The organism is Streptomyces sp. B8-7, assembly GCF_058833805.1.
Genome location: NZ_JBYRRL010000002.1, coordinates 632,657 through 658,288, shown reverse-complemented (window position 1 = coordinate 658,288; position 25,632 = coordinate 632,657). Strand labels below are relative to the sequence as shown.

23 protein-coding genes and 1 pseudogene are annotated in these 25,632 nt (G+C 74.2%); 20 read left to right on the top strand and 4 right to left on the bottom strand.

Annotated elements, in window-relative coordinates:
• Positions 1-259: 259 nt before the first annotated feature.
• Together AC5K6T_RS11625 and AC5K6T_RS11620 are read left to right on the top strand one after the other, a co-directional pair.
• Positions 260-379 (top strand): annotated as a pseudogene (locus tag AC5K6T_RS11625) (DUF2510 domain-containing protein); the annotation flags it as partial.
• A gap of 201 nt (positions 380-580) precedes the next feature.
• A complete protein-coding gene (locus AC5K6T_RS11620) occupies positions 581-1,396 on the top strand; it encodes a hypothetical protein (RefSeq protein WP_493209303.1) in 816 nt (271 codons plus the stop codon).
• Positions 1,397-2,029: 633 nt separating this feature from the next.
• Here AC5K6T_RS11620 and AC5K6T_RS11615 read toward each other — a convergent pair.
• Complete coding sequence (locus AC5K6T_RS11615) at positions 2,030-2,641, bottom strand: TetR/AcrR family transcriptional regulator (protein ID WP_493208188.1); 612 nt, start codon at positions 2,639-2,641, stop codon at positions 2,030-2,032.
• A 227-nt stretch (positions 2,642-2,868) separates the two neighbouring features.
• On the opposite strand from AC5K6T_RS11615, the gene AC5K6T_RS11610 reads away from it, so the two are divergent.
• A complete protein-coding gene (locus AC5K6T_RS11610; protein WP_493208186.1) occupies positions 2,869-3,795 on the top strand; it encodes a phosphatase PAP2 family protein in 927 nt (308 codons plus the stop codon).
• The gene (locus AC5K6T_RS11605; RefSeq protein WP_493208184.1) at positions 3,792-4,697 is read left to right on the top strand and encodes a DMT family protein; all 906 of its coding nucleotides are present in this window, start codon (positions 3,792-3,794) and stop codon (positions 4,695-4,697) included. Before AC5K6T_RS11610 ends, AC5K6T_RS11605 begins: the two co-directional genes overlap by 4 nt.
• Before the next feature lie 237 nt (positions 4,698-4,934).
• On the opposite strand, the gene AC5K6T_RS11600 is transcribed toward AC5K6T_RS11605, so the two are convergent.
• The gene (locus AC5K6T_RS11600) at positions 4,935-5,603 is read right to left on the bottom strand and encodes an MmyB family transcriptional regulator (RefSeq protein WP_493208182.1); all 669 of its coding nucleotides are present in this window, start codon (positions 5,601-5,603) and stop codon (positions 4,935-4,937) included.
• A gap of 223 nt (positions 5,604-5,826) precedes the next feature.
• Between AC5K6T_RS11600 and AC5K6T_RS11595 the strand changes: the two genes are divergently transcribed.
• From AC5K6T_RS11595 to AC5K6T_RS11585, 3 genes are all read left to right on the top strand, one after another.
• The gene (locus AC5K6T_RS11595) at positions 5,827-6,486 is read left to right on the top strand and encodes a helix-turn-helix domain-containing protein (protein ID WP_493208181.1); all 660 of its coding nucleotides are present in this window, start codon (positions 5,827-5,829) and stop codon (positions 6,484-6,486) included.
• Positions 6,487-6,524: 38 nt separating this feature from the next.
• Positions 6,525-7,055, top strand: a complete 531-nt coding sequence (locus AC5K6T_RS11590; protein ID WP_493209301.1) for a toxin-antitoxin system, toxin component — start codon at positions 6,525-6,527, stop codon at positions 7,053-7,055.
• 357 nt (positions 7,056-7,412) lie between these two features.
• Positions 7,413-7,739, top strand: coding sequence for a hypothetical protein (locus AC5K6T_RS11585; RefSeq protein WP_493208179.1), 327 nt, complete (start codon positions 7,413-7,415; stop codon positions 7,737-7,739).
• Between the two features lie 73 nt (positions 7,740-7,812).
• Here AC5K6T_RS11585 and AC5K6T_RS11580 read toward each other — a convergent pair whose 3' ends face one another.
• Positions 7,813-8,691: a metallophosphoesterase family protein gene (locus AC5K6T_RS11580; protein WP_493209300.1), complete on the bottom strand. Its 879-nt coding sequence runs from the start codon at positions 8,689-8,691 to the stop codon at positions 7,813-7,815.
• Between the two features lie 275 nt (positions 8,692-8,966).
• Between AC5K6T_RS11580 and AC5K6T_RS11575 the strand changes: the two genes are divergently transcribed.
• From AC5K6T_RS11575 to AC5K6T_RS11515, 13 genes are all read left to right on the top strand, one after another.
• Positions 8,967-10,091: an ATP-grasp domain-containing protein gene (locus AC5K6T_RS11575; RefSeq protein WP_493208177.1), complete on the top strand. Its 1,125-nt coding sequence runs from the start codon at positions 8,967-8,969 to the stop codon at positions 10,089-10,091.
• Positions 10,092-10,258: 167 nt separating this feature from the next.
• Complete coding sequence (locus AC5K6T_RS11570) at positions 10,259-11,947, top strand: carbohydrate binding domain-containing protein (protein ID WP_493208176.1); 1,689 nt, start codon at positions 10,259-10,261, stop codon at positions 11,945-11,947.
• 328 nt (positions 11,948-12,275) lie between these two features.
• Positions 12,276-12,893, top strand: coding sequence for a DUF7134 domain-containing protein (locus AC5K6T_RS11565; protein ID WP_493208174.1), 618 nt, complete (start codon positions 12,276-12,278; stop codon positions 12,891-12,893).
• A 396-nt stretch (positions 12,894-13,289) separates the two neighbouring features.
• Positions 13,290-14,687: a glycoside hydrolase family 16 protein gene (locus AC5K6T_RS11560; protein WP_493208172.1), complete on the top strand. Its 1,398-nt coding sequence runs from the start codon at positions 13,290-13,292 to the stop codon at positions 14,685-14,687.
• A 135-nt stretch (positions 14,688-14,822) separates the two neighbouring features.
• Positions 14,823-15,143, top strand: coding sequence for a hypothetical protein (locus AC5K6T_RS11555; RefSeq protein ID WP_493208171.1), 321 nt, complete (start codon positions 14,823-14,825; stop codon positions 15,141-15,143).
• A gap of 301 nt (positions 15,144-15,444) precedes the next feature.
• On the top strand, positions 15,445-15,996 hold the full coding sequence (locus tag AC5K6T_RS11550) for a thiamine pyrophosphate-binding protein (protein WP_493208169.1): 552 nt from the start codon (positions 15,445-15,447) through the stop codon (positions 15,994-15,996).
• A 226-nt stretch (positions 15,997-16,222) separates the two neighbouring features.
• On the top strand, positions 16,223-17,935 hold the full coding sequence (gene zwf / locus AC5K6T_RS11545) for a glucose-6-phosphate dehydrogenase (protein ID WP_493208168.1): 1,713 nt from the start codon (positions 16,223-16,225) through the stop codon (positions 17,933-17,935).
• On the top strand, positions 17,932-18,867 hold the full coding sequence (gene opcA, locus AC5K6T_RS11540; protein ID WP_493208166.1) for a glucose-6-phosphate dehydrogenase assembly protein OpcA: 936 nt from the start codon (positions 17,932-17,934) through the stop codon (positions 18,865-18,867). Before zwf ends, opcA begins: the two co-directional genes overlap by 4 nt.
• On the top strand, positions 18,860-20,503 hold the full coding sequence (gene pgi, locus AC5K6T_RS11535; RefSeq protein WP_493208165.1) for a glucose-6-phosphate isomerase: 1,644 nt from the start codon (positions 18,860-18,862) through the stop codon (positions 20,501-20,503). Before opcA ends, pgi begins: the two co-directional genes overlap by 8 nt.
• Positions 20,504-20,505: 2 nt before the next feature.
• Complete coding sequence (gnd, locus tag AC5K6T_RS11530) at positions 20,506-21,381, top strand: phosphogluconate dehydrogenase (NAD(+)-dependent, decarboxylating) (protein ID WP_493208163.1); 876 nt, start codon at positions 20,506-20,508, stop codon at positions 21,379-21,381.
• An 11-nt stretch (positions 21,382-21,392) separates the two neighbouring features.
• Positions 21,393-21,989 (top strand): histidine phosphatase family protein, encoded by a 597-nt coding sequence (locus tag AC5K6T_RS11525; RefSeq protein ID WP_493209298.1) that lies wholly within the window; start codon positions 21,393-21,395, stop codon positions 21,987-21,989.
• Positions 21,990-22,029: 40 nt separating this feature from the next.
• Positions 22,030-23,478 carry a membrane-associated oxidoreductase gene (locus AC5K6T_RS11520; protein ID WP_493208162.1) on the top strand — a complete coding sequence of 483 codons (1,449 nt, stop codon included), beginning with the start codon at positions 22,030-22,032 and terminating at the stop codon, positions 23,476-23,478.
• A 97-nt stretch (positions 23,479-23,575) separates the two neighbouring features.
• Entirely contained in the window at positions 23,576-24,808 is a 1,233-nt protein-coding gene (locus AC5K6T_RS11515) for a serine hydrolase domain-containing protein (RefSeq protein ID WP_493208161.1), read from the top strand.
• Between the two features lie 157 nt (positions 24,809-24,965).
• Here the strand turns inward: AC5K6T_RS11515 and ribA are convergent, their stop codons facing one another.
• On the bottom strand, positions 24,966-25,625 hold the full coding sequence (ribA, locus tag AC5K6T_RS11510) for a GTP cyclohydrolase II (RefSeq protein WP_493208159.1): 660 nt from the start codon (positions 25,623-25,625) through the stop codon (positions 24,966-24,968).
• Between the last annotated feature and the right edge of the window lie 7 nt (positions 25,626-25,632).

Sequence of the window (25,632 nt, the reverse complement as noted above, 5' to 3'; positions counted from 1 at the left end):
CAGGGCTTGAGCGTAGCCGTCCGGGAGGCCCGGTGGTGACGGGTCCGGCGACCTGTTGCCGCGAGGGGTGAGCGGCGGGGCGCGGGGGCGACGTGGGAGCGAGCCGGCCGCTCCGGCGGCGGGTCAGCGGGGCCCGGCGGGCGGGGAGTTGGCCCTGTTTCGGGCGGGAACACACGTGTGCGCACCCCTATCGGCCGGTTCTCGGGGCCGGGCCCGACCCTCTCATCGGGATCTCACGCTCGCCTCATACGGTGGGGGGATGACGCAGGTGACTCCCCCGGGGTGGTACCCCGATCCCGGGCAGAAGAATGACGGTCCCGCCACCGAGCGCTGGTGGGACGGCGGGGCCTGGACGGACCGGACCCGTCCCGCGGGGTCGGCCGCGCCGTGGGTGCCTCCGGTGCCGCCTGCCGCGGCGGGGCCGTACGGGACCGTGGTGGACGGCCCGGGGGCTTTGGCGCAGCCGGTGCCGCCGTCACCGCCGGCCTCCCAGGGCCACCCCGGGCAGCCCGGGCAGCCCGGGTACGGGGGCCCTCCGGCGTGTCAGGGGTATCCGGGGTACCCCGGGCACCCGGGTGCGGTGCCCGCGCCGTCGCGGCGGGGCGGGGCGCGGACCTGGGTCGCGGTCGGGGTGGCGGCCGCGGTGCTGGCGAGCATCGGCGTCGGCGTGTACGCACTGGCCGACGACGACGCCGGTCCCCGGCGGACCGACTCCCGGCAGGGGCCGGGCGGCGGGGGCACCCCGTTCGGAGACGGCGACCGGGACGGCGGCTCGCCGTCGCCGCGGCAGCGCGGGGACGGCGGAGGTCCGGGGGACTCCGGGGGCTCGGGCGGCTCCGAGGGCGACGGCCAGCGGGGCCGGGTGTCCGGCGGGGGCACGCTGAGCGACGTCGTCAACGGGATCACGATGCCGGTGCCCGAGGGCTGGTCGGGACAGCCGAACGGAGCGGGGGCGGCGATGTCGTCCGACACCACCTACCCCTGCCCCGCCACGCCGTCCGAGACCTGCACGAAGGGCGGCGTCTACTCGGCTCCGGCCAGGCTCCTGGAGGCCAGGGGCGCCACCCCCGAGGAGATCGCCAGGAACGACATCGCGCGGAACGCCGAGGAGTCCTACGGCACCGGCTACGGCAAGATCACCTCGCATCAGGAGCTGGCCGCCGAACCGGTCGCGGTGGCCGGCCAGAAGGGCTACCTGGTGCGCTGGAAGGCGGTCACGAGCAAGGGCTCGGACGGCTACGTCCAGTCGCTGGCGGTCCCGTCCCCCGCCGACCCCGAGCACCGGATGATCATCATCCGTTTCGGCCTGGACACCGACCAGAAGGTGTCGGTCCTCGACGACATCACCCGGGGCATCAAGAAGGGGTCCACCGGGGGCGCGGGACGCGACGTCTGAGTCCGGGACCCGGGGGCGGGTGACTCCGGGACCCGGAGCGGGTGACTCCGGACCCCGGGGCCGGCGTCCGTCCGCGGGGGCGGTCGCGTCCGCCCCCGCGGGTCCCGTGACGGAAGGAACGGCGCAACGCGAGGCCCGCACCCGGAACACCGGCCCCGAGGGGGGCCGGACCCGGAGGGGGCCAGACCCGGAGGGAGAGCCAGTCCCGGAGAGGGCCGGACCCGGCGAGGGCCAGTCCCGGAGAGGGCCGGACCCGGCGAGGGCCAGTCCCGGAGGGGGCCAGACCCGGAGAGGGCCAGACCCGGAGAGGGCCAGACCCGGAGAGGGCCAGACCCGGAGGGGGCCAGTCCCGGAGAGGGCCAGACCCAGAGCGAGAGCCAGAGGGGCACGGCGACCGGGAGCGCCGGGGGCGCCCGACCGGTCCCGCACCGCCGCCCGGCCGCTCGTCCCCGGCGCCGCCGGTGGGGTCCGGCCTCGTCCCGCGCCTCTCCGCCCGGCGGACGACGGCCGGGAGAGGTGCCACTCCGCTCTGGAGGCACCCCTCCCGGCCGGGGGGTGCGCGCCGCCCCCGTCCCCACGGTGCGGCGCGGTCAGGCCGCCGTCGCGTCATCCCGCGGACGGCGGCCCGGGTCTTCAGCCGAGGCCCAGCACGGGCAGCACCGCGGCCTCCACGAAGCGGACCAGGTAGTCCGCGTCGGCGTACTCGCCCTCGATGACGGGGCGCGCCCGCAGCACCCCGTACAACTGCGCCGGGATGTACTCCAGCGCGGGGTGGTCCGCCGGGATCTCGCCGCGCTCGATGCCGCGCCGCAGGATCCCCCGCAGCGCCTCGATCTCGGGGTCGACGAGCGCCTCGCGCAGCGCCTGCTGGAGCTCGCGGTCCTGCATGACCGCGTGCCCCAGGGCCTGGAGCAGCCCCTGGTCCTTGTCGGAGGAGCCGCCCGCGGCGCGTGCCGCCTGGCGCAGGTCCTCGGCGAGGGAGCCGGTGTCGATGCCGGCGAAGCGTACCTGCCGGCAGGAGCGCAGCGCCGCCGCGACGAACTGCGGCTTGGTCCGCCACTGCCGGTACAGCGTGGACTTGCTGCACCGCGTGCTGGCGGCCACGCCCTCCATGGTCACGGAGTCGTAGCCGCACGCGCGGATCTGTTCCAGGACGGCGTCGAAGAACTCCTGCTCCCGCTCCCGGGTGAGCTTGGAGCGGCTCGAAGCGACCTGTTCCGGCCGGTCCGCGGCCTGCGACGTCATCGGCGTTCCCTCTCGCTCCGGCAGCCCTGCGGCGCGGACCGGCGCTACCGACCACCCCGCCGTCCGAGCCCTTCGACGGCCCAGTGTACCGGTACGCGAACGTATCGGTACACTCCCGTATCGGTACACCACCGTATCGGTACGCTCAGGTATCGGTACGCCGCCGTATCGCCGAGCCGGGACAGGTCCGCGGCTCGTCCGCACCACCGTCACCGAAGGGGCTGGGCATGAAGGCACGCACCGGGCCCGGCCGAGCGGGGCCCGACCGGGCGTCCCGGCCGCCGCTGCTGCGGGAACTGCTGCTCGTCGGGGGGCTCTTCCTCGTGTACAAGCTCGGCCGGCGACTGGCCGCGGACCACACCGGGGAGGCCTACCGCAACGCGCACCGCGTGTGGGACCTGGAGCACACCCTGCGGCTGCCCGGCGAGGGCTTGGTGCAGTCCGTCCTGCTGCACGGCGACACCCTCGTCCGGCTGGCCAACACCTACTACGCGGCCGTCCACTTCCCGGCGACCGCGGCCTTCCTGGTCTGGCTCTACCTGCGGCGCCCCGTGCACTACGTGTGGGCCCGGCGGGTGCTCGCCGCGGTGACCGCGGCGGCGCTCGCCCTGCATCTGGCGTTCCCGCTGGCTCCGCCACGGATGCTCGGGGAGACCGGACTGATCGACACCGCGCGGGTGTACGGACCTTCCGTGTACGGGCCCCCGCAGTCCGACCACCTCTCCAACCAGTTCGCCGCGATGCCGTCCCTGCACGTCGGCTGGGCGCTGATGCTCGCGATCGGCCTGATCGCCGCCACCCGGTCCCGGTGGCGCGTGCTGTGGCTGCTGCACCCGCTGCTGACCCTGCTGGTCGTGGTGGGCACCGCCAACCACTACTGGCTCGATGCGATCGCGGCGACCGCGCTGCTGGGGCTCGCGCTGGCGCTGGTCCGCGCGCCGTCCCGGATCCCCGCCGCACCCGCCGCACCCGCCGGCGGCAGCCGCCTCCCCTCGCCCCGCACACCCGCCGCAGACGGCGGGCCCGGCGGAACCCGCGCACGTGACGGGGACGGCGCGCCCCCTGCGGCCGACGCGCGCGCCGGGGACGGCGCACCCGCCCGGGGTGTCGCTCCGGCGCGGGACGGGGCGGCACCGGCCGGGGTGGTCCGGTGAGTACGGCCTTCACCCTCGCCGTCGTCCTGTCGCTGTTCTCCGCGGTCGCCTACGCCGCCGCCGCGGTCACCCAGGAGCGGCTCGCCCGCTCCGCCGGGACCGGCCCGCCGCGGCTGCTGGGCAGCGCGGTGTGGTGGGGGGCGGTCCTGCTCAACGCGGCCGGGGCACTGCTGCACGTGGTGGCCCTCAAGTACGGCCCGCTGACGGTGGTGCAGCCGCTCGGCGCGCTCACGCTCGTCGCGGCCGTGCCGCTGGGGGCGCGGGTGGCGGGCCGGCGGGTCAGCGCCGCCGAGTGGCGGGGCACCGCGTGCACGCTGGCGGGCCTGGCCGCACTGCTGGCAGCGGCATCGGGCCCGGCGCCGGACGACGTGCTGAGCCCGGCCGAGGCGCTGGCCGTCGCGGGCACCGCGGCGGTGCTGATCGGAGTGCTGTCCCGGCCGGGCGCACGGCCGGGCCTGCGGCACGCGACCGCGTCCGGCCTCGCCTCGGGGGTCGCCTCCGCACTCACCCAGACCGTGACGGTGGCCGCCACCGACCGCTCCGGCCCCCTGCTCAGCGCGCAGGTGGTCGGGGTCGCCGTCCTCGTCGCGGCGCTCGCGGCCGGAGGCCTGCTGCTGTCGCAGACCGCCTACCGGGGCGGCCTGGGCGCCCCGCTCGCCACGGTCACCCTCGCCAACCCGGTGGCGGCCGCCCTGATCGGCCTCTCCCTCCTCGGCGAGCACCTCCAGGGCGGACCGGCGGGCCTCCTGCTGGCCCTCACCGGGACGGCACTGGCCGCCCGAGGCGTCATCCTCCTGTCCCGCCCCCCGGCCACCGTCGGCACCGAGCCCTCCCCGCTCCCCCGGCCCACTCCGATCCCGGCCCCCCGCACCAGACGCGGCAGACGCCGGCTGGCCGCCTGACCACCGAGCCGGCACCCGCGGCCGCGCTCCGACGCGACCCGGGAACGGCACTGCCGCCGTCAACGCGCCCACGCCCGGGAAGGGGCGCACGGGAACTGCGCGAGCGGCCGCGACACGCCCGCGCACCCCTGCCCACGGCGCCACCGCACCCGGCAGGGACTCCATGCGGCGGGGGCCGGCCGCGCCCCGCCGGGCCGACCTGACGCCGTCGGCGACCTGAACGCCGACGGTGCCAGGTCAGTCCTCGGGGGCGGGCACCACGCTGAGGTGACCCACCGTGCGGCGCGCCCTGGACACGGCTGCGCGCTCGGCGGCAGCACGTCGGTCGCGCAGCACCAACGTCAGACGGGTGCGGTCCAGTTCCCGCAGCGCCCGGGGCGTCTCGTCGACGATCCGGCAGTCGGTCGCGCCCCACCGGGGATCGGGATGCAGCAGCGGCCGCACGGCCCCGTCGTGCTCCAGGGCCGACTCACCCACGGCCCGCACCCAGTGCGGCAGACCCTGCCGGTAGGCCGCCTCCATGAAGGGGTCCTGCGCGATCTCACGCCGCACCGCCTGCAGCGCGGGGTCGTGCCCGTGCCGCTCCAGCGCGGCGGCGAAGTGCGCCAGCATGGGCAGGCACCAGCGCGACTCGTGCTCGCCGAGGACCGTCCCCGCGTCGGGATGGAACAGGACGAACCGCAGGAAGTTGTCGGCCGGCATGGCGGTGGGATGCGGGCCCACGCCGCGGAAGAGTGTCCGGAACGCGCCGTTGGTCAGCACCACGTCCCAGCGGTGGTCGACCACGAACGACGGGAAGGGAACGGCCTCCACGAGCGCCGCGTAGTCCCGAAGGTACTCCTGGGCCTGCGGACGCACGGGGGCGGACCGCGGCGCCGGCCGCTGCCCACCTGCCTGGTATGCCATCGGGAGGTCACCCCTCTTGCCTCTGCGGCCATCTCGCGGCGCACCGATCCTGCTGCTCCGACCGTAGGCATGTCAACTATCGTGGCATTCCACGACTGTTGACGGCTGAAATTGGCCACAGTTGTGGCGAGACCTGGATGTGAGTTCGAAGCACCGGCTACGCTCCGGGAAGTTCACGGGGACCATGGGTGAGACGGCTGTGCGAGACGTAGGAGACACGTCGGTGGCGGATGGCTACGAGGTTTCGGACGGCACGGCGTGGGCCGTCCTGCCGGCCGTCGTCGACCGCGTCACGGCGCTCGCCGACCGGCTCGGCGTACCGCACCCGGAAGTGTTCGACACGGTACGGCTGTCCGTGGCCTCCGGCGTCCCCGAGCCCGTGGTGAAGGACCTCCTCCAGGGCCGCCCGGCCGGCGAACCCGACGTGCAGGCACGCTTCCTGCAACGTCTCGACCTGCTGCGGCGCACCCGGCTCAAGCCGAACGGGCGCAGATACACCCAGCAGGAGATCGCCGACGGCGCGGGCATGTCCCGGCAGCAGGCGGGCGCGCTGATCAACGGCGACCGGCGCCCCACCATGGAACACTGCGACGCCCTCCAGCGCTTCTTCCGCGTGCACGCCGGCTTCCTGACCGCCGAGGACGGCGAGGCACTCGCCGGTGCTCTCCAACGCGCCGAGCAGGACCTGCTGCAGAAGCTCGCCGACCGTGAGCGGCAGGCGGCGGCCGCGGTGCCGTCGGACCCGCTGGAGCGGCTGCTCCAGGACCACGGGGTGCGCGGCATCGCCTGGCGGGCCGCCCAACTGCCCACCGATCAGCATCGCGACAAGGTCGCCGAATGGCTGGACATGCTCCTGGAGAGCGTCAAACGGCCCGAGTCGTGATCCGGGAGAGAACTGTGGGAAACGGAAACGCCCGGGAGATGCGCCGTCTGTGCGCCGACCTGGTGGCCGGACTCCGGCTGCCCGCACCGGCGGCACCCGTGGAGCTCTACACCGCGCTGTGCGACGCGATGAGCAGACGCCGCGGGCGCCCGGTGCGCCTGCGCATGGCCTCCTTCCCGTCCAACGCGGCCAGCGGCCTGTGGATCGACATGGCGGACCAGGACCTGGTGGTCATCGAGGAGCGCACCGCTCCGGATCATCAACTCGTCATCCTCGGACACGAGTTGTGGCACATGCAGGCCGGGCACCGCGGCCACCATGTGGACGGCGCGACGGTGGCCGCCCGGCTGCTGGAGGAGTCCGCGGACCTTCAGGCGACCGTGCTGAAAGTGGCCGCCCGCACCCGCTTCGACCTCGACGACGAGCGGGAGGCGGAGGCGTTCGGCCTGCTCCTGGCCAGCAAGTGCCGTACCTGGCTGGCCGATTCCTCGGGCCGGGCACCGCTGCGGCGCGACCGGCTGGCCGGCCGCATCGAGACGTCCCTGGGCTATCTGGGCCCGCAGGGCTGAGGCGCACCCGGGGGGGGGCCGCTCCCCGGCCGGCGCACCGCTCCCGTTCCGGCCACCGCTCCCGCTGCCCCGATCCGGCCGCCCCGATCCGGCTGCCCCGATCCGGCGGGCCGCCTCCCGGGGCTCCCCGGCCGGCCCGCGCGGCCCACCGGGCCGCCGCGTACCCGCCGAGGGCGTCCCGCACCCGGAGGCATCCCGGGCCGGCGGGGTGGCCCGGCGTCGGCTGAGCGGGCGAACCGGCCGTCGCTGCGCCCCGATTGTCAGTGGCGGCGGGCAAGCTGGAGAGCGCGTCCCCCGAGGGGGCGTACGTGCCCACCGGCGCGTGACCGACCGAGCCGACACGGGGAGAGCCGACCGATGCCCACGATCGTCCTGACCGACCGGGAGCGCACGGCCGTCCAGGCCTATCTGCGCCTGCTGCACACCGTACGGGCCGCGTTCGACGACGCCGAGGGCGGCGGCGCGGCCGACGGACACGGCGAAACCGGCACCACCGGTCCGGACGGTGTCCTCGACGGGGCCTGCGGCACGGGGGCCGCCGACCGGCCGCCGGAGGGCGGGCGGCCACCGGTCGTCCCGCCGTCCGTCCTGGCCGAGGCCGAGCAGGCACTGGCCCAGGCGGGGCTGAGAGGCAACGAGGAGGAGTTCTTCCGGCTGGTGCAGACCTGGCAGCCGCACGGCTGACACCCCACAGGGGAGCGCACACCGCCGGCGCGCCCCGCGGCGTGCGGCGGGCCCGGGCTCAGGGGCCCCCGGCTCAGGGGGCGTCGGGCCCGGGGGCGCGGCGCGGCTCCCGGGGCAGGACGACGCGCGGGACGCCGGGCGGCTGGGGGCGGCCGCGCCACTCGCGGGGATAGCCCACCGACACCTCCTCGAAGGGGACCCCGTCCAGCACCGTACTGCGGGGGATGTGCAGATGGCCGTACACCATCGCGACCGTTCCGAAGCGGCGGTGCCAGTCGGCGGTCAGCCTCGTCCCGCACCACATGGCGAACTCGGGGTACCAGAGCACGTCCGTCGGATGCCGGTCCAGCGGGTAGTGGTTGACCAGGACCAGGGGCAGGTCACCCGCCTGCTCGGCGAGCCGGCGTCCGGTCAGCTCCACCCGGGCCCGGCACCAGGCGTCCCGCGTCGGATAGGGGTCGGGGTGCAGCAGGTCCTCGTCGTTGCAGACGATCCCGGTGCTGCGGGCGTAGGCCAGGCCCTCCTCCTTGGTGGCACAGCCCTGCGGCAGGAAGGAGTAGTCGTACAGCAGGAACAGCGGTGCCACCCGCACCGGCCCGTCGGGCCCCTGCCACACGGGGTAGGGGTCCTCCGGCGTATGCACGCCCAGCTCGCGGCAGAGAGAGACCAGATGGTCGTAGCGGGCGACACCGCGCAGGGTGACCGGGTCCTTGGGGTGTGTCCACAGTTCGTGGTTGCCGGGCACCCAGAGGACCGTGTGAAAGCGCTCGGCGAGCAGGGCGAGGGCCCAGCGGATGTCGGCGACGGTCTCGGCCACGTCGCCGGCCACCACGAGCCAGTCGCCCTCCTGCTCGGGATACAGCTTCTCGACCAGCGCCCGGTTCTCCGGATACCCGATGTGCAGGTCGCTGATGGCCAGCAGCCGCCCGCTCCCGCCGGCCCTCGACGCCACCCGTTCGCCCCCCATCCGGTGTCCACCGTCCGCCCCTACGACAGCACATTCCGCGCCCCGCCGACAAGGCGATCCCGCGACACCTGCAGACCCCGCCCCGGTGGGGAATCCGTAACACCCGCGTTGCACGCGGAGGTCCGGGGAGGTCGTATGATCCCCCCAACACCACCGCCGAGACACTTCCCTTCACCGGGGCGGTTCGGTGTCCCTTCAACCACCTTGCCCGGGCACGGGCCGCTCCGCCGTGCCCGCGAACCCCCGAAAGGCGGCCCTGCATGGTCTCTCGCGTACGCGTCTGGCTCAACCGCACGTACGCGGAGAACGTGTTCTTCATGGATCAGCTCCGACGAAATCCCAGCGACCGGGCCGTCGAGATCCATGCCACGCACGGGGACCCGGACTCCCCCGTGCTCGCCGCCGCCGACACCGCCGAGCCGGAGCCGGAGGGCCTGTCCCCGGCGGCGTACGTCGAGTTCGCCCTCGACCTGTGCGCGCGGCGCGGCATCGACGTGTTCGTGCCCCGGCTGCACCAGGCGGCGATCGCGGCGCACCGGGCGGACTTCGCGGCCGTCGGCACCGCGCTGCTGGCGCCCACTCCGGAGGCGGCCGCGCTCTTCGAGGACAAGATCGTCGCCTACCAGGCGGTGCAGGCGATCGGAGTGCCGGTGCCGCCCTGGTGGCGGGTGCGCACCGCGGACGAACTCCTCGCCGCCGTGGAGGAGTTGGAGGCGGCCGGACACAAGGCGTGCTTCAAGCCGGCGTCCGGAGCGGGCGGCGTGGGCTTCCGGGTGGTCACCCGGGCCCCCTTCTCCCTGGTGCAGCTCAACGGCTTCCCGAGCCCCTACGTCCATCTCGACCTGGTCGTCGAGGCGCTGCGGTCGGCCGACGAGCCGGTGGACTGGCTGGTGATGCCGCGGCTGGACCAGCCCGAGGTGTCGGTGGACTGCCTGACCGGGACGGACAACCGGGTCCGGCTGGCGATCGGCCGCACGAAGAACGGGCGGCGGCGCGGCTTCACCCTGCACGAGCAGTGGCTGGAGCCGGCCCGCCGGATCGCCGAGGGCTTCGGGCTGCACCACCTGTCCAACATCCAGTTCCGGATGCTCGGGGACACGCCCGTGCTGATGGACGTGAACACCCGTCCGGCCGGCGGACTGCACCAGCTGTCCCTGTGCGGGACGAACGTGCCGTGGCTGGCCGTCCGGCTGGCGCTCGGGGAGGACCCGGGCGAGGTCGCTCCGCCGTTCCTCGGGCAGGACTACACGGTCGTCTCGGGGCCGCGGCCCCTGCTGGCCGTCTCCCTGCCCCAGCAGCGGAGCGAGGAGACCGAGGTGCCGCTGCCCGCCGTACCGGCCCTGCCGGACCCGGTACAGAGCACCGCCCAGGCCCTGCCGCTCTAGGGCGCGGCCGCTCCCGGTGCGCACCGGGAGCGGCCGCGCTCCGGGCTCCGGTACGGACGGATGTCGAGCGGCCTCTTGACAGCAGGATTGGTCCATACCAACTTGGTGGGCGCACCACCCGCACTCCCGTGCACTCCCGAACACCCCACATTCCCCAGGGAGATCGCGTGCGCACCTCACTCCTCAGTCGCTCCCGACGCAGACTTCTCGCGCTGCTCGGTGCCGTCGGCCTCGCGGCCGGCGGAGCCGTCGCGCTTCCCGGTACCGCCCAGGCGGCCAACATCCTGTCCAACGCCGGTTTCGAGTCGGGGTCGTTGTCGCCCTGGACCTGCACCGGAAACCTCGGCTCGGTCGTGTCCTCCCCCGTGCACAGCGGCTCCCGCGCCCTCCGGGGGGCGGCCGGCGCGAGCGACAACGCCAAGTGCGGCCAGGACATCGCGGTCCGGCCGGGCACGGCGTACACGCTCAGCGGCTGGGTCCGCGGCTCCTACGTCTACCTCGGCGTGGACGGCGGCGCCTCCACCTGGACCACCTCGCCGTCGTCGTACAGCCGGCTCAGCCTGTCCTTCACCACGGGCGCCTCGCAGACCAGCGCCCGGGTGTACGTGCACGGCTGGTACGGGCAGGGGACGTACCACGCCGACGACATCAGCCTCGACGGACCCGGCGGCGGGGGCGGCGGCGACACCCAGGCGCCGACGGTGCCGGGCAGCCTGCGCGCCACGGGCAGGACCTCGTCCAGCGTGTCCCTGGCCTGGAACGCCTCCACCGACGACACCGGCGTCACCGCGTACGACGTGTTCAGCGGATCCCACCAGGTGCTGAGCGTGTCCGGGACCAGCGCCACGGTCTCCGGGCTCGCGGCGAGCACCTCCTACACCTTCACCGTGCGGGCCCGGGACGCGGCCGGCAACAGCTCCCCCGCGTCCAACGCCGTCACCGTCACCACGGACCCGGGCGGCGGCGGGGGCACCGGCTTCAAGCAGGCCGCGCCCTACCTGTACCTCGGCTGGGGCGACCCGCCCGGCGCGACCTCGGTGATGGGCGCGACCGGCGTCAAGTGGTACACGATGGCGTTCATCCTCTCCTCCGGCGGCTGCAACCCGGCCTGGGACGGAAACCGGCCGCTGACCGGCGGCAACGACCAGGGCGTCATCAACTCCGTCCGCGCCGCGGGCGGCGACGTCGTCCCCTCGATCGGCGGCTGGAGCGGCAACAAGCTCGGCCCGAACTGCTCCACGCCCGAGGCCCTGGCCGGCGCCTACCAGCGCGTCATCGACGCCTACGGCCTCAAGGCGATCGACGTCGACATCGAGAACTCGGACGAGTTCGAGAACGCGACCGTGCAGGACCGCATCCTGAACGCCCTGAAGATCGTCAAGGCCGGCAACCCGGGCCTGCGCACGATCCTCACCTTCGGCACCTCGACGACCGGTCCGACCTACTGGGGCAACCGGCTCATCGAGCAGGCCAAGGCGCTCAACGCCGGCATCGACGTGTTCACCGTCATGCCGTTCGACTTCGGGGGCGGTGCCGACATGTACGGCAACACCGTCAACGCCACCGAGGGACTCAAGGCCAAGCTGAAGTCCACGTTCGGCTGGGACGACGCCACCGCGTACGCCCACATCGGCATCTCCGGCATGAACGGCCTGTCCGACCAGCAGGAGCTGACCTCCGTCGCGACCTGGACCCGGATCCGCGACTGGGCGAACTCCCACCACCTCGCGCGCCTCGCCTTCTGGTCGGTCAACCGCGACCGGCCCTGTCCGGGCGGCGGCGTGACCAGCAACTGCTCCGGCATCAGCCAGAACAACTGGCAGTTCACCTCCATCACGGCCGGATTCACCGGCTGACCGGCCCGCCGTGCGGCGCCCCGCCGCGGGTGCCGCACGCACTCCCCGGACCGGGGGCGCCCCCTCGCAGGGGCGCCCCCGGCGCGTTCCCGGCGCGTTCCCGTGGCGCCGTCGGGCGGAGTCCCTCCGTGTGCGGCGTCCGTCGGGCGGAGTCCCTCCGTGTGCGGCGTCCGTGGGGCGGCCGCCCCGTGCACGGTGTCCCCGTGCGGGCCGCCTCGTACGGGGGCGTCCGGGTGCGGGCCCCGGAGGACGAACATCCCTCTCCCCGGCGAGGCGGAGCCCGCGACCGGCCCGGATACTGCAACCGCCCCGGCCCCGAGGAGCGTTCATGCCCACCCGGTCCTGGATCGACACCGCGGCCACGTGGCTGCGCACGGCGAACCCGTACGCCGTCGACGGTGCGCTCGCCGCGCTCGTGCTGTTCGCCGCCTCCCTCCAGTGGATCTTCCCCGACGAGGGCGACGACCGGCTGACCTGGCTCGGATTCGCGCTGGGCACGGCGACGGCGGTGCCGCTCGTGTGGCGCCGCAGAGCTCCCTTCGCCACCGCGCTGGCGGTGTCGGCGGCGACCGTCCTGATGGCCCTGCACCACGCACCCCCGCCGACCGTGATCTGGGGCGGGCTCGCCGTGCTGTACACGGCCGCCGCCCAGTGCCGGCCCGTGGAACGGCGGATGATGCTGCTGGGCTGGCTGTTCGGCGTGGTCGTCACCGTGTTCCCGAGGGAGAGCGCCCAGCCCTTCGCATACGCGTTCCACCTGCTCAGCGTCGTCTGCGCGTACGCGCTCGGCGTGCTCGCCCGGGCGCAGCGCGCCTACACGGCGGCCCTTAAGGACCGGGCCCGGCGGCTGGAGGCGGAGCGGGTCGCGGACGCCGAGCGGGCTCGGGCCCAGGGGCTGCGGGAGGAGGCGGCCGCCCCGGCCGAGCGGGAGCTGGTGCACCACTGACTGCCCCGCGTGACCGCCCCGCTCCCACCGTCTGCCCGGACTGCGGTCCGGGCAGAGGGTCGGGCAGGCCGAGCCGGGCAGGCCAGCCGGGCGGGCAGGGCCGGAACGGGGGCCGTCCGCCGTGCCGTGGTGGACGGCCCGCGGCCTTTCACTTCATGAACTCTTGCCCGCTCCAAAGGATTTATCTGCTTCACCTCTTGACGACCCGCCCGGCCGGGAGCACATTGGGCGCGCCGTGAGAGCGCTCTCAGAACGGGGCCGCCCTGCGCTCGCACCGCAGTGGCAGGCCCCATGCACAGACACAGACACAGGCACAGGCACAGGCAACCCTCACGCACCGCTCAGGCACGGCAGTACGGCTCCCCGCATCCCCGTATCCCGAGAGGCGACCCCCACATGAGCGACACACCCGGCGTCCGCAGACGCCGCCCGCTGCGTCAGGCCCTGCTGGCGGCGGCCGCCACACTCGCCCTGGCCACGGCCGCCGCCACGACGGCCACCGGCACGGCCGGGGCGGCCGCGCCGCCGCCCCCCTCGGGCTGGACCCAGGTCTTCGCCGACGACTTCGACGGCCCGGCCGGCTCCGGCGTGAACACCGCCGACTGGCAGTACGCGACCGGCACCTCCTATCCGGGCGGCCCCGCCAACTGGGGCACCGGCGAGGTGGAGACGATGACCTCCAGCACCGACAACGTGGCCCTCGACGGCAGCGGCAACCTGCGCATCACACCGCGACGCGACGCCTCCGGCCGCTGGACCTCGGGCCGGATCGAGACCCGCCGCACCGACTTCCAGCCCCCGGCGGGCGGCAAGCTGCGCGTCGAGGCCCGGATCCAGATGCCGAACGTCACCGGCGCGGCGGCGAAGGGCTACTGGCCGGCGTTCTGGATGCTGGGCGCGCCCTACCGCGGCAACTACTGGAACTGGCCCGGCGTCGGCGAACTGGACATCCTGGAGAACGTCCAGGGCATCAACACCGTCTGGGCCACGATGCACTGCGGCACCAGCCCCGGCGGGCCGTGCAACGAGACCACCGGCATCGGCGGCTCCACCCCCTGCCCGGGCGCGTCCTGCCAGGCGGGCTTCCACACCTACCGGATGGAGTGGGACCGCTCCACCGGCGTGGAGCAGGTCCGGTTCTCCGTCGACGGCACCACCTACCACACGGTCCGGGCCGACCAGGTCGACGCCGCGACGTGGGCGAACGCCACGAACCACGGCTACTTCGTCATCCTGAACGTGGCGATGGGCGGCGGCTTCCCCGATGCGTTCGGCGGCGGCCCCGACGGCGGCACGGTGCCGGGGCACGCGATGGTCGTCGACTACGTGCAGGTGCTGTCCTTGGGATCGGGCGGCGGGACCACACCCCCGCCGAGCGGCAGCCGGGACGCCTACACCGCCATCCAGGCCGAGTCCTACGACGCCCAGTCCGGCACCGTCACGGAGGCGACCACGGACTCCGGCGGCGGGCAGAACATCGGCGCGCTGGCCAACGGCGACTGGGCGCTGTACCGGGGCGTCGACTTCGGCTCCTCGGCGGCCAGGCAGTTCTACGGCCGGGTCGCCAGCGGTGCCGCGGGCGGCGTCAGCGGGCTGGTCGAGGTGCGCCTGGACAGCCGCACCAGCGCACCCGTCGGCAGCTTCGCGGTCGGCAGCACCGGAGGCTGGCAGTCGTGGCGGACCGTTCCCGCCAACATCACCGCGGTGACCGGCATCCACGACGTCTACCTGACCTTCACCAGCGGCCAGCCCGCCGACTTCGTGAACGTCAACTGGTTCGACTTCGGCCACTGAGCATCCGCACGAGAGGGCACATCGGCCGACGGGGCGTCACGAGGACGCCCCGTCGGCGTGTTTCCGCACGGAAGGCGGCGGGGCCGGACCCGTACGCCCCGGGAGGGCCCGGAGAGGTTCACCGCAGGCGAAGCCGTGCGCGGCGGGCCCGACGCACACGACGGCCCGGACGGCGACGGCGACAGCCACAGCCACAGCCACAGCCACAGCCACAGCCACAGCCACAGCGACAGCGACAGCGACAGCGACAGCGACAGCGACAGCGACAGCGACAGCGACAGCAGGATCGTGGCAGCGACAGCAGGACCGTGGCGGCACAGGTCGGTGGCACCGGCCGTGCCACGGGGCGGGAAGCCGGCGGGCGGGGTCAGCGCCGTGCCGCGGCACCGGGCCCGCGCGGAGAAGCGGCACACCCCTCGGGCCGGATCCAGGACCTCTCCCCGCCGTGCCGCCTGAGCTCCGCGGCGCGCCGCGGAGCCGGCACCCACTGCAGGCCGCGCCAGGCCGCGCCGCGCCACGCCGCCTTCGCCCGCGCGGCCCTGTCGTGCCGCGCGCACGGGACGGCTGTGTCCCGTGTGTCCCGGCCGCGCGCGCACCGGCCTCGGCCGCTCACCTGTGACCGGCCGAGGCTCACCTGTCGCATGCTGTCCCACGGTTGCCGCAGCGAGAGGCACCCCGCCCTGGCCTCAAAAAAGTCAGACTTTTAGTCTCTAACGCGTAGGCCCCCGGAATCGCTCCGCCAGAGGATCTCTTGAAGATGAGCACGCATGCGTCTCCCCGGTTCGAGTGGACCGGACGTGACCGGCGTGCCGTCGGCCCGGCATGCGTTCTCGGCGCCGACGCGGTACGGAGGGCGGGCAGCGGGCGCCCGGGCACGGCCACGGGTCCCACACCCGTCGCGTACACGCTCTTTCAGAAGGTGATGCAGGTGTGCGGGCGCCGGGAGGCCGGCGGCGTCCCGGCGTGCGCGGTGCCCCTGCCGGGCACCCTGCCCGGGCCGTGCGCGGGGTGGTGCGAGGAGCAGCCGCGGGCCCGCCGGGACCGCGTCCTTCCGCCGTCCGTGCGAGCGCGCGGCGCCGGGGCAGCCGGGATCGCCCCGACGGGGTACCGCTTCACACAGGACGCGGGACGCGTCGTCCTCCCCGGCCCCGTCGGCGTCCGTGCCGACGCCGCGCCCCGTCGGCCGGGTGCGGCGTCACGGCCGCACCCGTCGCCGCGACGGCGCGGGAGGCCGTCACCGCCGCCCGGGAATCCCGGGACCCGGCACGTGGTTGACCCGACCGCCAGAGAGAAGAAGATCACGAAATGACCGAAGCAACCGCGTCCGCGGGAGCCCTCAGGAGCCACTCCGGCGGCGGCGTCCGCGCCCGGCCGGGCGACCGGCCGGACCACGGGAGCACCGCGGCCGGGCCGGACCGGGGTGCCGCCGGCGGCACCGCCGGAGGCCGGACTGCCGGGGCCGCCCGCGGCTCCGGCGGGGGCCGCTCCGACGGAAGCCGCGACGAGCGGGCGACGAGCAGGGGAGTTGACGGGGAATGAGCAAGGAGAGCACCGCGCGGACGGCCTCAGGAGCGCCCGCGGCCCAGGGCGCCGCGGCGGCGGACGGCCGGCCGGGCAGCACGCCCGCCTCCGTGTCCCGCCCCGCGTCCGGGACGGCCGGCGGGACACGGGGCCGCCGGACGAAGCCGCGTACCCGACGGGCGGCCGCCGCGGCCGCGCGCTCCGCCGCCTGGGCCAACCCCCTGCGCGACGGGCGGGACCGCAGGCTGCCGCGGATCGCGGGCCCTTCCGGGCTGGTCATCTTCGGTGTCACCGGCGACCTCTCCCGCAAGAAGCTGATGCCGGCCGTCTACGACCTCGCCAACCGGGGACTGCTGCCGCCGGGCTTCTCCCTGGTGGGCTTCGCCCGCCGCGACTGGGAGGACCAGGACTTCGCGCAGGTCGTCCACGACGCCGTGCGCGAGCACTCCCGCACCCCCTTCCGCGAGGAGGTCTGGCAGCAGCTCGCGGAGGGCATGCGGTTCATCCCGGGCGACTTCGACGACGACACCGCGTTCGAGACGCTGCGCAGGACCGTCGACGAGCTGGACTCCGCCCGCGGCACCAGCGGCAACTACGCCTTCTACCTCTCCGTGCCGCCGAGGTTCTTCCCCAAGGTCGTCCGGCAGCTGAAGAAGCACGGCCTGGCGGACGGGCCCGACGGTGCCTGGCGGCGCGCGGTCATCGAGAAGCCGTTCGGGCGCGACCTGGAGAGCGCACGCGCACTGAACGCCGTCGTGCACGACGTGTTCGACCCCGAGCAGGTCTTCCGCATCGACCACTACCTCGGCAAGGAGACCGTCCAGAACATCCTGGCGCTGCGCTTCGCCAACCAGATGTTCGAACCGATCTGGAACCGGTCGTACGTGGACCACGTGCAGATCACCATGGCCGAGGACATCGGCATCGGCGGCCGCGCCGGCTACTACGACGGCATCGGCTCGGCCCGCGACGTCATCCAGAACCACCTGCTGCAGCTGATGGCGCTCACCGCGATGGAGGAGCCGGCCTCCTTCGACGCGGGATCGCTGCTCACCGAGAAGCTGAAGGTCCTCAGGGCCGTGAAACTGCCGGCGGACCTGGCGGCCCACACGGTGCGCGGGCAGTACGCTCCCGGCTGGCAGGGCGGCCGGCAGGTGCGCGGCTACCTGGAGGAGGACGGCATCGACCCGGGCTCCACCACCGACACCTACGCGGCGCTGCGGCTGAACGTGGACAACCGGCGCTGGGCGGGCGTGCCGTTCTACCTGCGCACCGGCAAGCGGCTGGGGCGGCGGGTCACGGAGATCGCGGTGGTGTTCCAGCGCGCCCCGCACTCCCCGTTCGACTCCACCGCCACCGAGGAGCTCGGCGCGAACGCCGTCGTCATCCGGGTGCAGCCGGACGAGGGCATGACGGTCCGGTTCGGCTCGAAGGTACCGGGCACGTCGATGGAGATCCGGGACGTGACGATGGACTTCGCCTACGGCGAGTCGTTCACCGAGTCCAGCCCGGAGGCGTACGAACGGCTCATCCTGGACGTCCTCCTGGGGGACGCCAACCTGTTCCCGCGCCATCAGGAAGTGGAAGAGTCCTGGAAGATCCTCGACCCGGTCGAGGAGCACTGGGCGGCACACGGCCGGCCGGCGCAGTACGCGTCGGGCGGCTGGGGCCCCCGGGAAGCCGACGAGATGCTCGCACGAGACGGACGGAGCTGGCGCAGGCCATGAAGATCGACCTGACCGACACCACGGCAAGCAGGATCAACAAGGCGCTGGTGCAGGGCCGCCGGGACATCGGCACGCCGGCCGTGGGCATGGTCCTGACCATGGTGATCGTCACCGACGAGGAGAACGCCTACGACGCCATCAAGGCCGCCGAGCGCGCCTCGCACGAGCACCCCTCGCGCACCCTGGTCGTCATCAAGCGGCACGCCCGTACGCCGCGTGACCGCACCGCGTCCCGGCTGGACGCCGAGGTACGGGTGGGGGCGGACGCGGGCACCGGCGAGACCGTCGTCCTGCGCCTGTACGGCGAGGTGGCCGCGCACGCCGACTCCGTGGTGCTGCCGCTGCTGCTGCCGGACGCCCCGGTCGTCGTGTGGTGGCCGGTGGACGCCCCCGAGGTGCCCGCCAAGGACCCGCTCGGCGCCCTCGCCCAGCGCCGTATCACCGACATGTACGCCGTGGAGCGCCCGCTGGAGGCGCTGGCGGCCCGGGTGCGGTCCTACGCGCCCGGCGACACCGACCTGGCCTGGACCCGGCTGACGCCGTGGCGCTCGATGCTGGCCGCCGCGCTGGACCAGGCCCGGGTGAAGGTGACCGCCGGGGCGGTGGAGAGCGAGGCGGAGAACCCCAGCGCCGAGCTGCTGGCGCGCTGGCTGGAGGCCCGCCTCGGCGTCGCCGTGGACCGCGTGGTCACGGCCGGCCCCGTCGTCACGGCCGTACGACTGGGCACCGACGACGGTGAGATCGTCATCGACCGCCCCGAAGGACCGCTGGCCACCCTGTCCCTGCCCGGCCAGCCCTCGCGCTCCCTCGCCCTGAAGGTGCGCCCGACCTCCGACCTCATCGCCGAGGAGCTGCGGCGCCTCGACGCGGACGAGATGTACGCCATCGCCCTGCGGGGCATGGCCGGCAAGGAGATGCCCGCCCATGTCTGACTTCCCCCCGCTGACCCGCCGCCCGGAGTGGGCCGCCCTGGAGGACCACCGCGCCGAAGGGCAGCCGCACCTGCGTGAGCTGTTCGCCGCCGACCCCGGCCGTGCCGAGCGGTACGTCGTACGCGTCGGCGACCTGTACATCGACTACTCCAAGCATCTGGTGACCGACGAGACGCTCCGGCTGTTGCGGGAACTGGCTGCCGCGACGGGCGTGTTCGGGCTGAGGGACGCCATGTTCCGCGGTGAGCGGATCAACACCACCGAGGGGCGGGCTGTGCTGCACACCGCGTTGCGGGCCCCGGCCGGCGCGGTGGTCGAGGCCGACGGCCACGACGTGGTGCCCGGGGTGCACGCGGTGCTGGAGAAGATGGCCGGCTTCGCCCGCCGGGTCCGCTCCGGCGAGTGGACCGGCCACACCGGCCGCCGCATCCGCAACGTCGTCAACATCGGCATCGGCGGCTCCGACCTCGGCCCCGCCATGGCCTACGAGGCCCTGCGCGCCTACACCGCCCGGGACATGACCTTCCGCTTCGTCTCCAACGTCGACGGCGCCGACCTGCACGAGGCGCTGCACGGCCTGGACCCGGCCGAGACGCTGTTCGTCATCGCCTCCAAGACCTTCACCACCGTCGAGACGGTCACCAACGCCACCTCCGCCCGCTCCTGGCTCCTGGACGCCCTCGGCGACGACAAGGCCGTGGCACGCCACTTCGTGGCACTGTCGACGAACGAGGAGAAGGTCACCGCGTTCGGCATCGACCCGGCGAACATGTTCGAGTTCTGGGACTGGGTCGGCGGCCGCTACTCCTACGACTCCGCGATCGGCCTGTCGCTGATGATCGCGATCGGCCCGGACCGCTTCCGGGAGATGCTCGCGGGCTTCCGCACCGTCGACGAGCACTTCCGCACCGCGCCCCCCGAGGCCAACGCCCCCCTGCTGATGGGCCTGCTGGGCATCTGGTACGGCAACTTCCACGACGCGCAGTCCCACGCCGTGCTGCCCTACAGCCACTACCTGTCGAAGTTCACCGCCTACCTCCAGCAGCTCGACATGGAGTCCAACGGCAAGTCCGTCGACCGCGAGGGCCGCCCCGTCACCTGGCAGACCGGGCCGGTGGTGTGGGGCACGCCCGGCACCAACGGCCAGCACGCCTACTACCAGCTCATCCACCAGGGCACCAGGCTGGTCCCCGCGGACTTCATCGGCTTCGCACGCCCCGTCGACGGCCTCGGCGACACCCTCAAGGCCCAGCACGACCTGCTGATGGCCAACTTCTTCGCCCAGACCCAGGCCCTCGCCTTCGGCAAGACCCCCGGGGAAGTCCGCGCCGAGGGCGTGCCCGAGGAGCAGGTGCCGCACCGCACCTTCCAGGGCGACCACCCCACCACCACCGTCCTGGCGCCGGAGCTGACCCCCTCGGTGCTCGGCCAGCTGGTCGCGCTCTACGAACACAAGGTGTTCGTGCAGGGCGCCGTCTGGCACATCGACTCCTTCGACCAGTGGGGCGTCGAACTGGGCAAGGTCCTCGCCAGGCGGATCGAACCCGCCCTGACCCAGGGCACGGACGTACCCGGACTCGACGCCTCCACCACCGCCCTCGTCGCGGCCTACCGCGACCTCAAGGAAGTGAACTGATCATGCAGCTCGGTCTCATCGGCCTCGGCAAGATGGGCGGCAACATGCGCGAGCGGATCCGCCGCGCGGGCCACACCGTCGTCGGATACGACCGCAACCCCGACCTCGCCGACGTGGGCAGCCTCGGCGAACTCGTCGAACGGCTGGACGCTCCGCGCGTGGTCTGGGTGATGGTCCCGGCCGGAGGCGCCACCCAGTCGGTCCTCGACGAGCTGGCCGGGCTGCTGTCCCCGGGCGACGTGGTCGTCGACGGCGGCAACTCCCGCTGGACGGACGACGAGAAGCACGCGGGGGAACTGGGCGCCAGGGGCATCGGCTTCGTCGACGCCGGTGTCTCCGGCGGCGTGTGGGGCCTGGAGAACGGCTACGCCCTCATGGTGGGCGGCGACGCCGCCAACGTGGCCCGGGTCCGGCCGGTGTTCGACGCGCTCAGGCCGGAGGGCGACTTCGGCTACGTCCACGCCGGCCGGGTCGGCGCCGGCCACTTCGCGAAGATGGTCCACAACGGCATCGAGTACGCCATGATGCAGGCCTACGCCGAGGGCTGGGAACTGCTGGAGAAGGCCGACTCCGTGGACAACGTCCGCGAGGTCCTCCGCTCCTGGCAGCAGGGCACCGTCATCCGCTCCTGGCTGCTGGACCTCGCGGTCAACGCCCTCGACGACGACCAGCACCTGGACAAGCTGCGCGGCTACGCCCAGGACTCCGGGGAGGGCCGCTGGACGGTGGAGGCGGCGATCGACCACGCCGTGCCGCTGCCCGCGATCACCGCGTCGCTGTTCGCGCGGTTCGCCTCCCGCCAGGACGACTCGCCGCAGATGAAGATGATCGCCGCGCTGCGCAACCAGTTCGGCGGCCACGCCGTCGAGCAGAAGTAGGGCCCGCCGTGCTGCGCGATCTGCTGCTGGTCCGTCACGGCGAGACGGAGTGGAGCGCCGACGGGCGCCACACCGGGTTCACCGACCTGCCCCTCACCCCGCGCGGTGAGGAGGAGGCTCGGTCGCTGGCACCGGTCCTGTCCGGCCGGCCCTTCGCTCTCGTCCTGACCAGTCCGCTGTCCCGCGCGGTCCGCACGGCCGAACTCGCCGGCCTGAAGGACACCGTGCCGGACGAGGACCTGCACGAGTGGGACTACGGCGGCTACGAGGGGATGAGCACGGACGCGATCCACCGCGTCCGCCCCGGCTGGGACCTGTGGCGCGACGGCGTGCCGCCCGGCACCGGCCACCCGGGCGAGAGCGCGGCGGACGTCGGCGTGCGGGCGGACCGGGTGCTCGCCCGGGTGGACGCGCTGCCCGCCGACCGGCCGGGAGACGTACTCCTGGTCGCCCACGCCCACTTCCTCCGGGTGCTGACCGCCCGCCGGCTCGGCCTGGCGCCGACCGAGGGCCGGCTGTTCCAGCTCGCCACGGCCACGGTCGGCCGGCTGTCGACGGAGCACGGCCACCCCGTGATCGCGGAGTGGAACACCCGTCCGTCAGTGTGAAGTTGACACCCGTGCCCCGGCCGGGTCACAGTCCCCCGCGATGGAGACCGACGACCTGACACCGGCCGAGGCACGGGTGTGGCGGGCCTACCCCCGGGGCGCAGTGGTGGACTTCCGCCCGCCCGGCCCCGCCGACGGCAACACCCCCTGCGGACCCGAACACACCATACGAGCCACCGTGCTGCGCAGGCTGCTGCTCGACGATCCTTGCGAGGAGGGGGAGATACCCGCGCTCCGGATCGTGGGCGCCCGCATCACCGGCGTCCTGGACCTGGAGTACGCCACCACCCCGCGCCCGGTCCGGCTGAGCCACTGCCACTTCGACGCCGAACCCGTCTTCTACGGGGCCCGGCTGCGCCAGCTGAACCTGCGCGGCTCCGTCCTGCCAGGCCTGGACTCGGCCTCGGTGCAGGTGGAGGGCGTGCTGCGGCTGTCCGGCTGCCGGTTCGGTGGTCCGGTGCGGCTCGGCGGGGCGCAGATCGGCGGGGCGCTGTTCCTGGACGGTGCGGACATCGAGGCGCCCGGCACGTCCGCCCTCCAGCTCAACCATGTCGGCATCGGCGACGGCCTGTCCGCGCCCGGCCTCGGCGTCCGCGGCGAGGTCCGGCTGACCGGCGCCGCAGTGAGCGGAACGATCGACCTGAGCCACGCCCGGATCACCGCGGCCGACAAGGCGGTCGACGCCGAGGGCCTCGGCGTGGAGGGCGACCTGCTCGTGCGCCACGCCGACCTGCGCGGCAAGGTCGCCCTGCGCGGCACGCGGATCGCCGGCCGGCTCGACCTGTCGGACAGCAGGCTCTCCCACCCCGGCGACACCGCGCTGCGGGCGAGCAGCAGCACCATCGGCGAGCTGTGGCTGCGCGGAGGCCCGCCGATGGACGGCACGCTGAACCTGCGGCGCTCCCAGATCGGCGTCCTGTTCCTGAACCCCGAAACGCTGCCGCGGGCTGTGCTGCTCAGCGGACTGACCTACGCCTCCCTCACCCCGCAGGAGCCTGCCGAGCGTCGGCTGCCGATGGCGGAACGGGACGAGGACGGCTACGTCCCGCACGCCTACGAGCAGTTGGCGGCCGCCTACCTGAGCACCGGCGACGACCGCGCCGCCCGCCTCGTCCAGCTCGCCAAGCAGCGCCGCCACCGCACCACCCTGCCCTGGTACGGCCGGGTGTGGGGCCGGGTCCAGGACATCACCGTCGGCTACGGGTTCCGCCCGCTGCGCGCGGCGGGCTGGCTGCTGTCCCTGCTGGCCGTCGGCTCCCTCGTCTACGGACTGCATCCGCCCGGCGCCCTGAAGGCGGACGAGGCGCCGCAGTTCAACGCGGTCTTCTACACCCTGGACCTGCTGGTCCCCGTGATCTCCTTCGGGCAGGAGAGCGCCTTCTCCCCGCACGGCTGGTACCAGTGGCTGTCCTACCTGTTCGTCGTCACCGGCTGGATCCTCGCGACCACCGTGGTGGCCGGCGTCAGCCGCTCCGTCACCCGGCAGTGACACGGGCCGGCTGCAACGGCTGAGCGGTCATGAGGTCTGACGTCGTCCTGGCGGGGGTAGGCCGGTGCGCATCGTCGCACGCGAGCGGAGGAGAGCGATGGCACAGCTGCGGCAAGAGGTCGACCCGGGGGAGGCGGGCCTGGACCCGAGGACGCTCCACCGTATGGACCGGCACTTCGCGGACGAGGTCGACGCCGGGCGGCTGCCCGGCTTCCTGGTGTCGGTGGCCCGCGGCGGCCGGGTCGCGCACCTCACCGCGTACGGCCGGCGCGACATCGCGGCCGGGCTGCCCGTCGAGGCGGACACGCTGTGGCGGATCTACTCCATGACCAAGCCGGTGACCTCGGTCGCCGCGCTGCTGCTCGTGGAGGAGGGCCGGCTCGGCCTGGACGACCCGGTCGCCCGGCACCTGCCCGCGTTCGCCGCTCCCCGGGTGTACGTCGAGGGGGCCGGGACGGAGCTGAGGACGCGGCCGGCCGAGGAGCCCGTCCTGGTGCGGCACCTGCTGACCCACACCGCTGGTCTCACCTTCGGCTCCTACCGCTGCCACCCCGTGGACGCCCTGTACCGGGAGGCGGGCCTCACGTCCACGGTGCGGCCGGGCGCGGACCTCGCGGAGACCGTCGACCTGTACGCGAGCCTGCCGCTGCAGTTCGAGCCGGGAACGCAGTGGAACTACTCCGTGGCCTACAACGTGCTCGGGCGGATCGTCGAGGTGGTGTCGGGCCGGCCGCTGGACGCGTTCCTCGCCGAGCGGGTCTTCCGGCCGCTCGGCATGGCGGACGCCGCCTTCCAGGTCACCGACGCGCAGGCGCCCCGGCTCGCCGAACTGTACGGGGAGCGGGAGGACGGCCGGCTCACGCCGGTGCCGGGGCTGCCGCTGCGCCGCGGGCGGCCCCGCTTCCTGTCCGGCAGCGGCGGAATGGTGGCCGGCGCGCACGACGTGCACCGCTTCATGGAACTGCTGCGCGGCCGGGGCGCGGTGGACGGCGTCCGGCTGCTGGCGCCGGACACCGTCGCCCTGATGACGGCCAACCAGCTGCCCGGCGGCGCCGACCTGCGGTCCTTCGGCAGCCGTCCCGCCCACGACGACCCCGGCAAGGAGGGCGTCGGCTTCGGCCTCGGGGTGTCCGTGGTCGTCGACCCCGAGCGCACCAGGGTCCCCTCCGGGCGGGGCACGTACGGGTGGAGCGGTGTGGCCACCACGACGTTCTTCGTCGACCCGGGCCGCGACCTGACGGTCCAGTTCATGACCCAGCTGCGGCCGCGCGGCGCCCACACCGTCTACCCGGTGCTCAAACGTTTCGTCCACCAGGCCGCCACCGGCTGAGCCACAGGCGGATCCGGCCCGGCCGCCCCGGCGGCGCTCTGCGGCCGCCCGGTCGCCGCCCGGTCGCCGCCCGGTGTCGCGGCACCGCGGCGGCCGGGCCGCGGGCCGGGCGGCTGCCCGGTCGCGCCGGCCGGCCCGGGGCGGGTCCCGGCCGCCGTCACCGGTGCTGCGCGACCGCGTCCAGGTGGGGCAGCCGGTGGTCCATCCGCTTCAGCTTGGTGCGCAGGTAGGTGATGTTGTTCTCGTTCGGCGGGATCAGCAGCGGCACCTCCTCGGCGACCTGGATGCCGTGGCGCACCAGCGCCTCCCGTTTGCGCGGGTTGTTCGACATCAGCCGCACCGAGCGGACCCCGAGGTCGCGCAGCATCGCGGCGGCGACACCGTAGTCGCGGGCGTCCACCGGCAGACCGAGGGCGAGGTTGGCCTCCACCGTGTCCAGGCCCTCCGCCTGCAGCGCCATGGCGCGCAGCTTGCCCAGCAGCCCGATGCCGCGGCCCTCGTGTCCGCGCAGGTAGACGACGATCCCGCGGCCCTCCGCCGCCACCGCCCGCAGCGCCGAGTCGAGCTGGTCGCCGCACTCGCAGTGCTGGGAGCCGAACGCGTCGCCGGTCAGGCACTCGGAGTGCAGCCGGGTCAGCACCGCGTCGCCGCCGGGGTCCCCGTGGACCAGCGCGACCTGCTCCTCGCCGCGGTCGTGGTCGAGATAGCCGACCGCGGTGAACTGCCCGTACACGGTGGGCAGCGGGGCATTCACGACGCGTTCCACTCCGGTGCGCGGCGCGGACTTCGCGGCGAGTACGCCGATCTTTTCTGTCATGATCTGT

Coding starts and splice junctions, on each gene's coding strand:
- AC5K6T_RS11615 (WP_493208188.1), bottom strand. CDS start 2,641: ATGACGTCGCAGGCCGCGGACCGGCCGGAACAGGTCGCTTCGAGCCGC.
- AC5K6T_RS11610 (WP_493208186.1), top strand. CDS start 2,869: ATGAAGGCACGCACCGGGCCCGGCCGAGCGGGGCCCGACCGGGCGTCC.
- AC5K6T_RS11600 (WP_493208182.1), bottom strand. CDS start 5,603: ATGGCATACCAGGCAGGTGGGCAGCGGCCGGCGCCGCGGTCCGCCCCC.
- AC5K6T_RS11590 (WP_493209301.1), top strand. CDS start 6,525: ATGCGCCGTCTGTGCGCCGACCTGGTGGCCGGACTCCGGCTGCCCGCA.
- AC5K6T_RS11585 (WP_493208179.1), top strand. CDS start 7,413: ATGCCCACGATCGTCCTGACCGACCGGGAGCGCACGGCCGTCCAGGCC.
- AC5K6T_RS11575 (WP_493208177.1), top strand. CDS start 8,967: ATGGTCTCTCGCGTACGCGTCTGGCTCAACCGCACGTACGCGGAGAAC.
- AC5K6T_RS11565 (WP_493208174.1), top strand. CDS start 12,276: ATGCCCACCCGGTCCTGGATCGACACCGCGGCCACGTGGCTGCGCACG.
- AC5K6T_RS11560 (WP_493208172.1), top strand. CDS start 13,290: ATGAGCGACACACCCGGCGTCCGCAGACGCCGCCCGCTGCGTCAGGCC.
- AC5K6T_RS11550 (WP_493208169.1), top strand. CDS start 15,445: ATGAGCACGCATGCGTCTCCCCGGTTCGAGTGGACCGGACGTGACCGG.
- zwf (WP_493208168.1), top strand. CDS start 16,223: ATGAGCAAGGAGAGCACCGCGCGGACGGCCTCAGGAGCGCCCGCGGCC.
- opcA (WP_493208166.1), top strand. CDS start 17,932: ATGAAGATCGACCTGACCGACACCACGGCAAGCAGGATCAACAAGGCG.
- pgi (WP_493208165.1), top strand. CDS start 18,860: ATGTCTGACTTCCCCCCGCTGACCCGCCGCCCGGAGTGGGCCGCCCTG.
- gnd (WP_493208163.1), top strand. CDS start 20,506: ATGCAGCTCGGTCTCATCGGCCTCGGCAAGATGGGCGGCAACATGCGC.
- AC5K6T_RS11520 (WP_493208162.1), top strand. CDS start 22,030: ATGGAGACCGACGACCTGACACCGGCCGAGGCACGGGTGTGGCGGGCC.
- AC5K6T_RS11515 (WP_493208161.1), top strand. CDS start 23,576: ATGGCACAGCTGCGGCAAGAGGTCGACCCGGGGGAGGCGGGCCTGGAC.
- ribA (WP_493208159.1), bottom strand. CDS start 25,625: ATGACAGAAAAGATCGGCGTACTCGCCGCGAAGTCCGCGCCGCGCACC.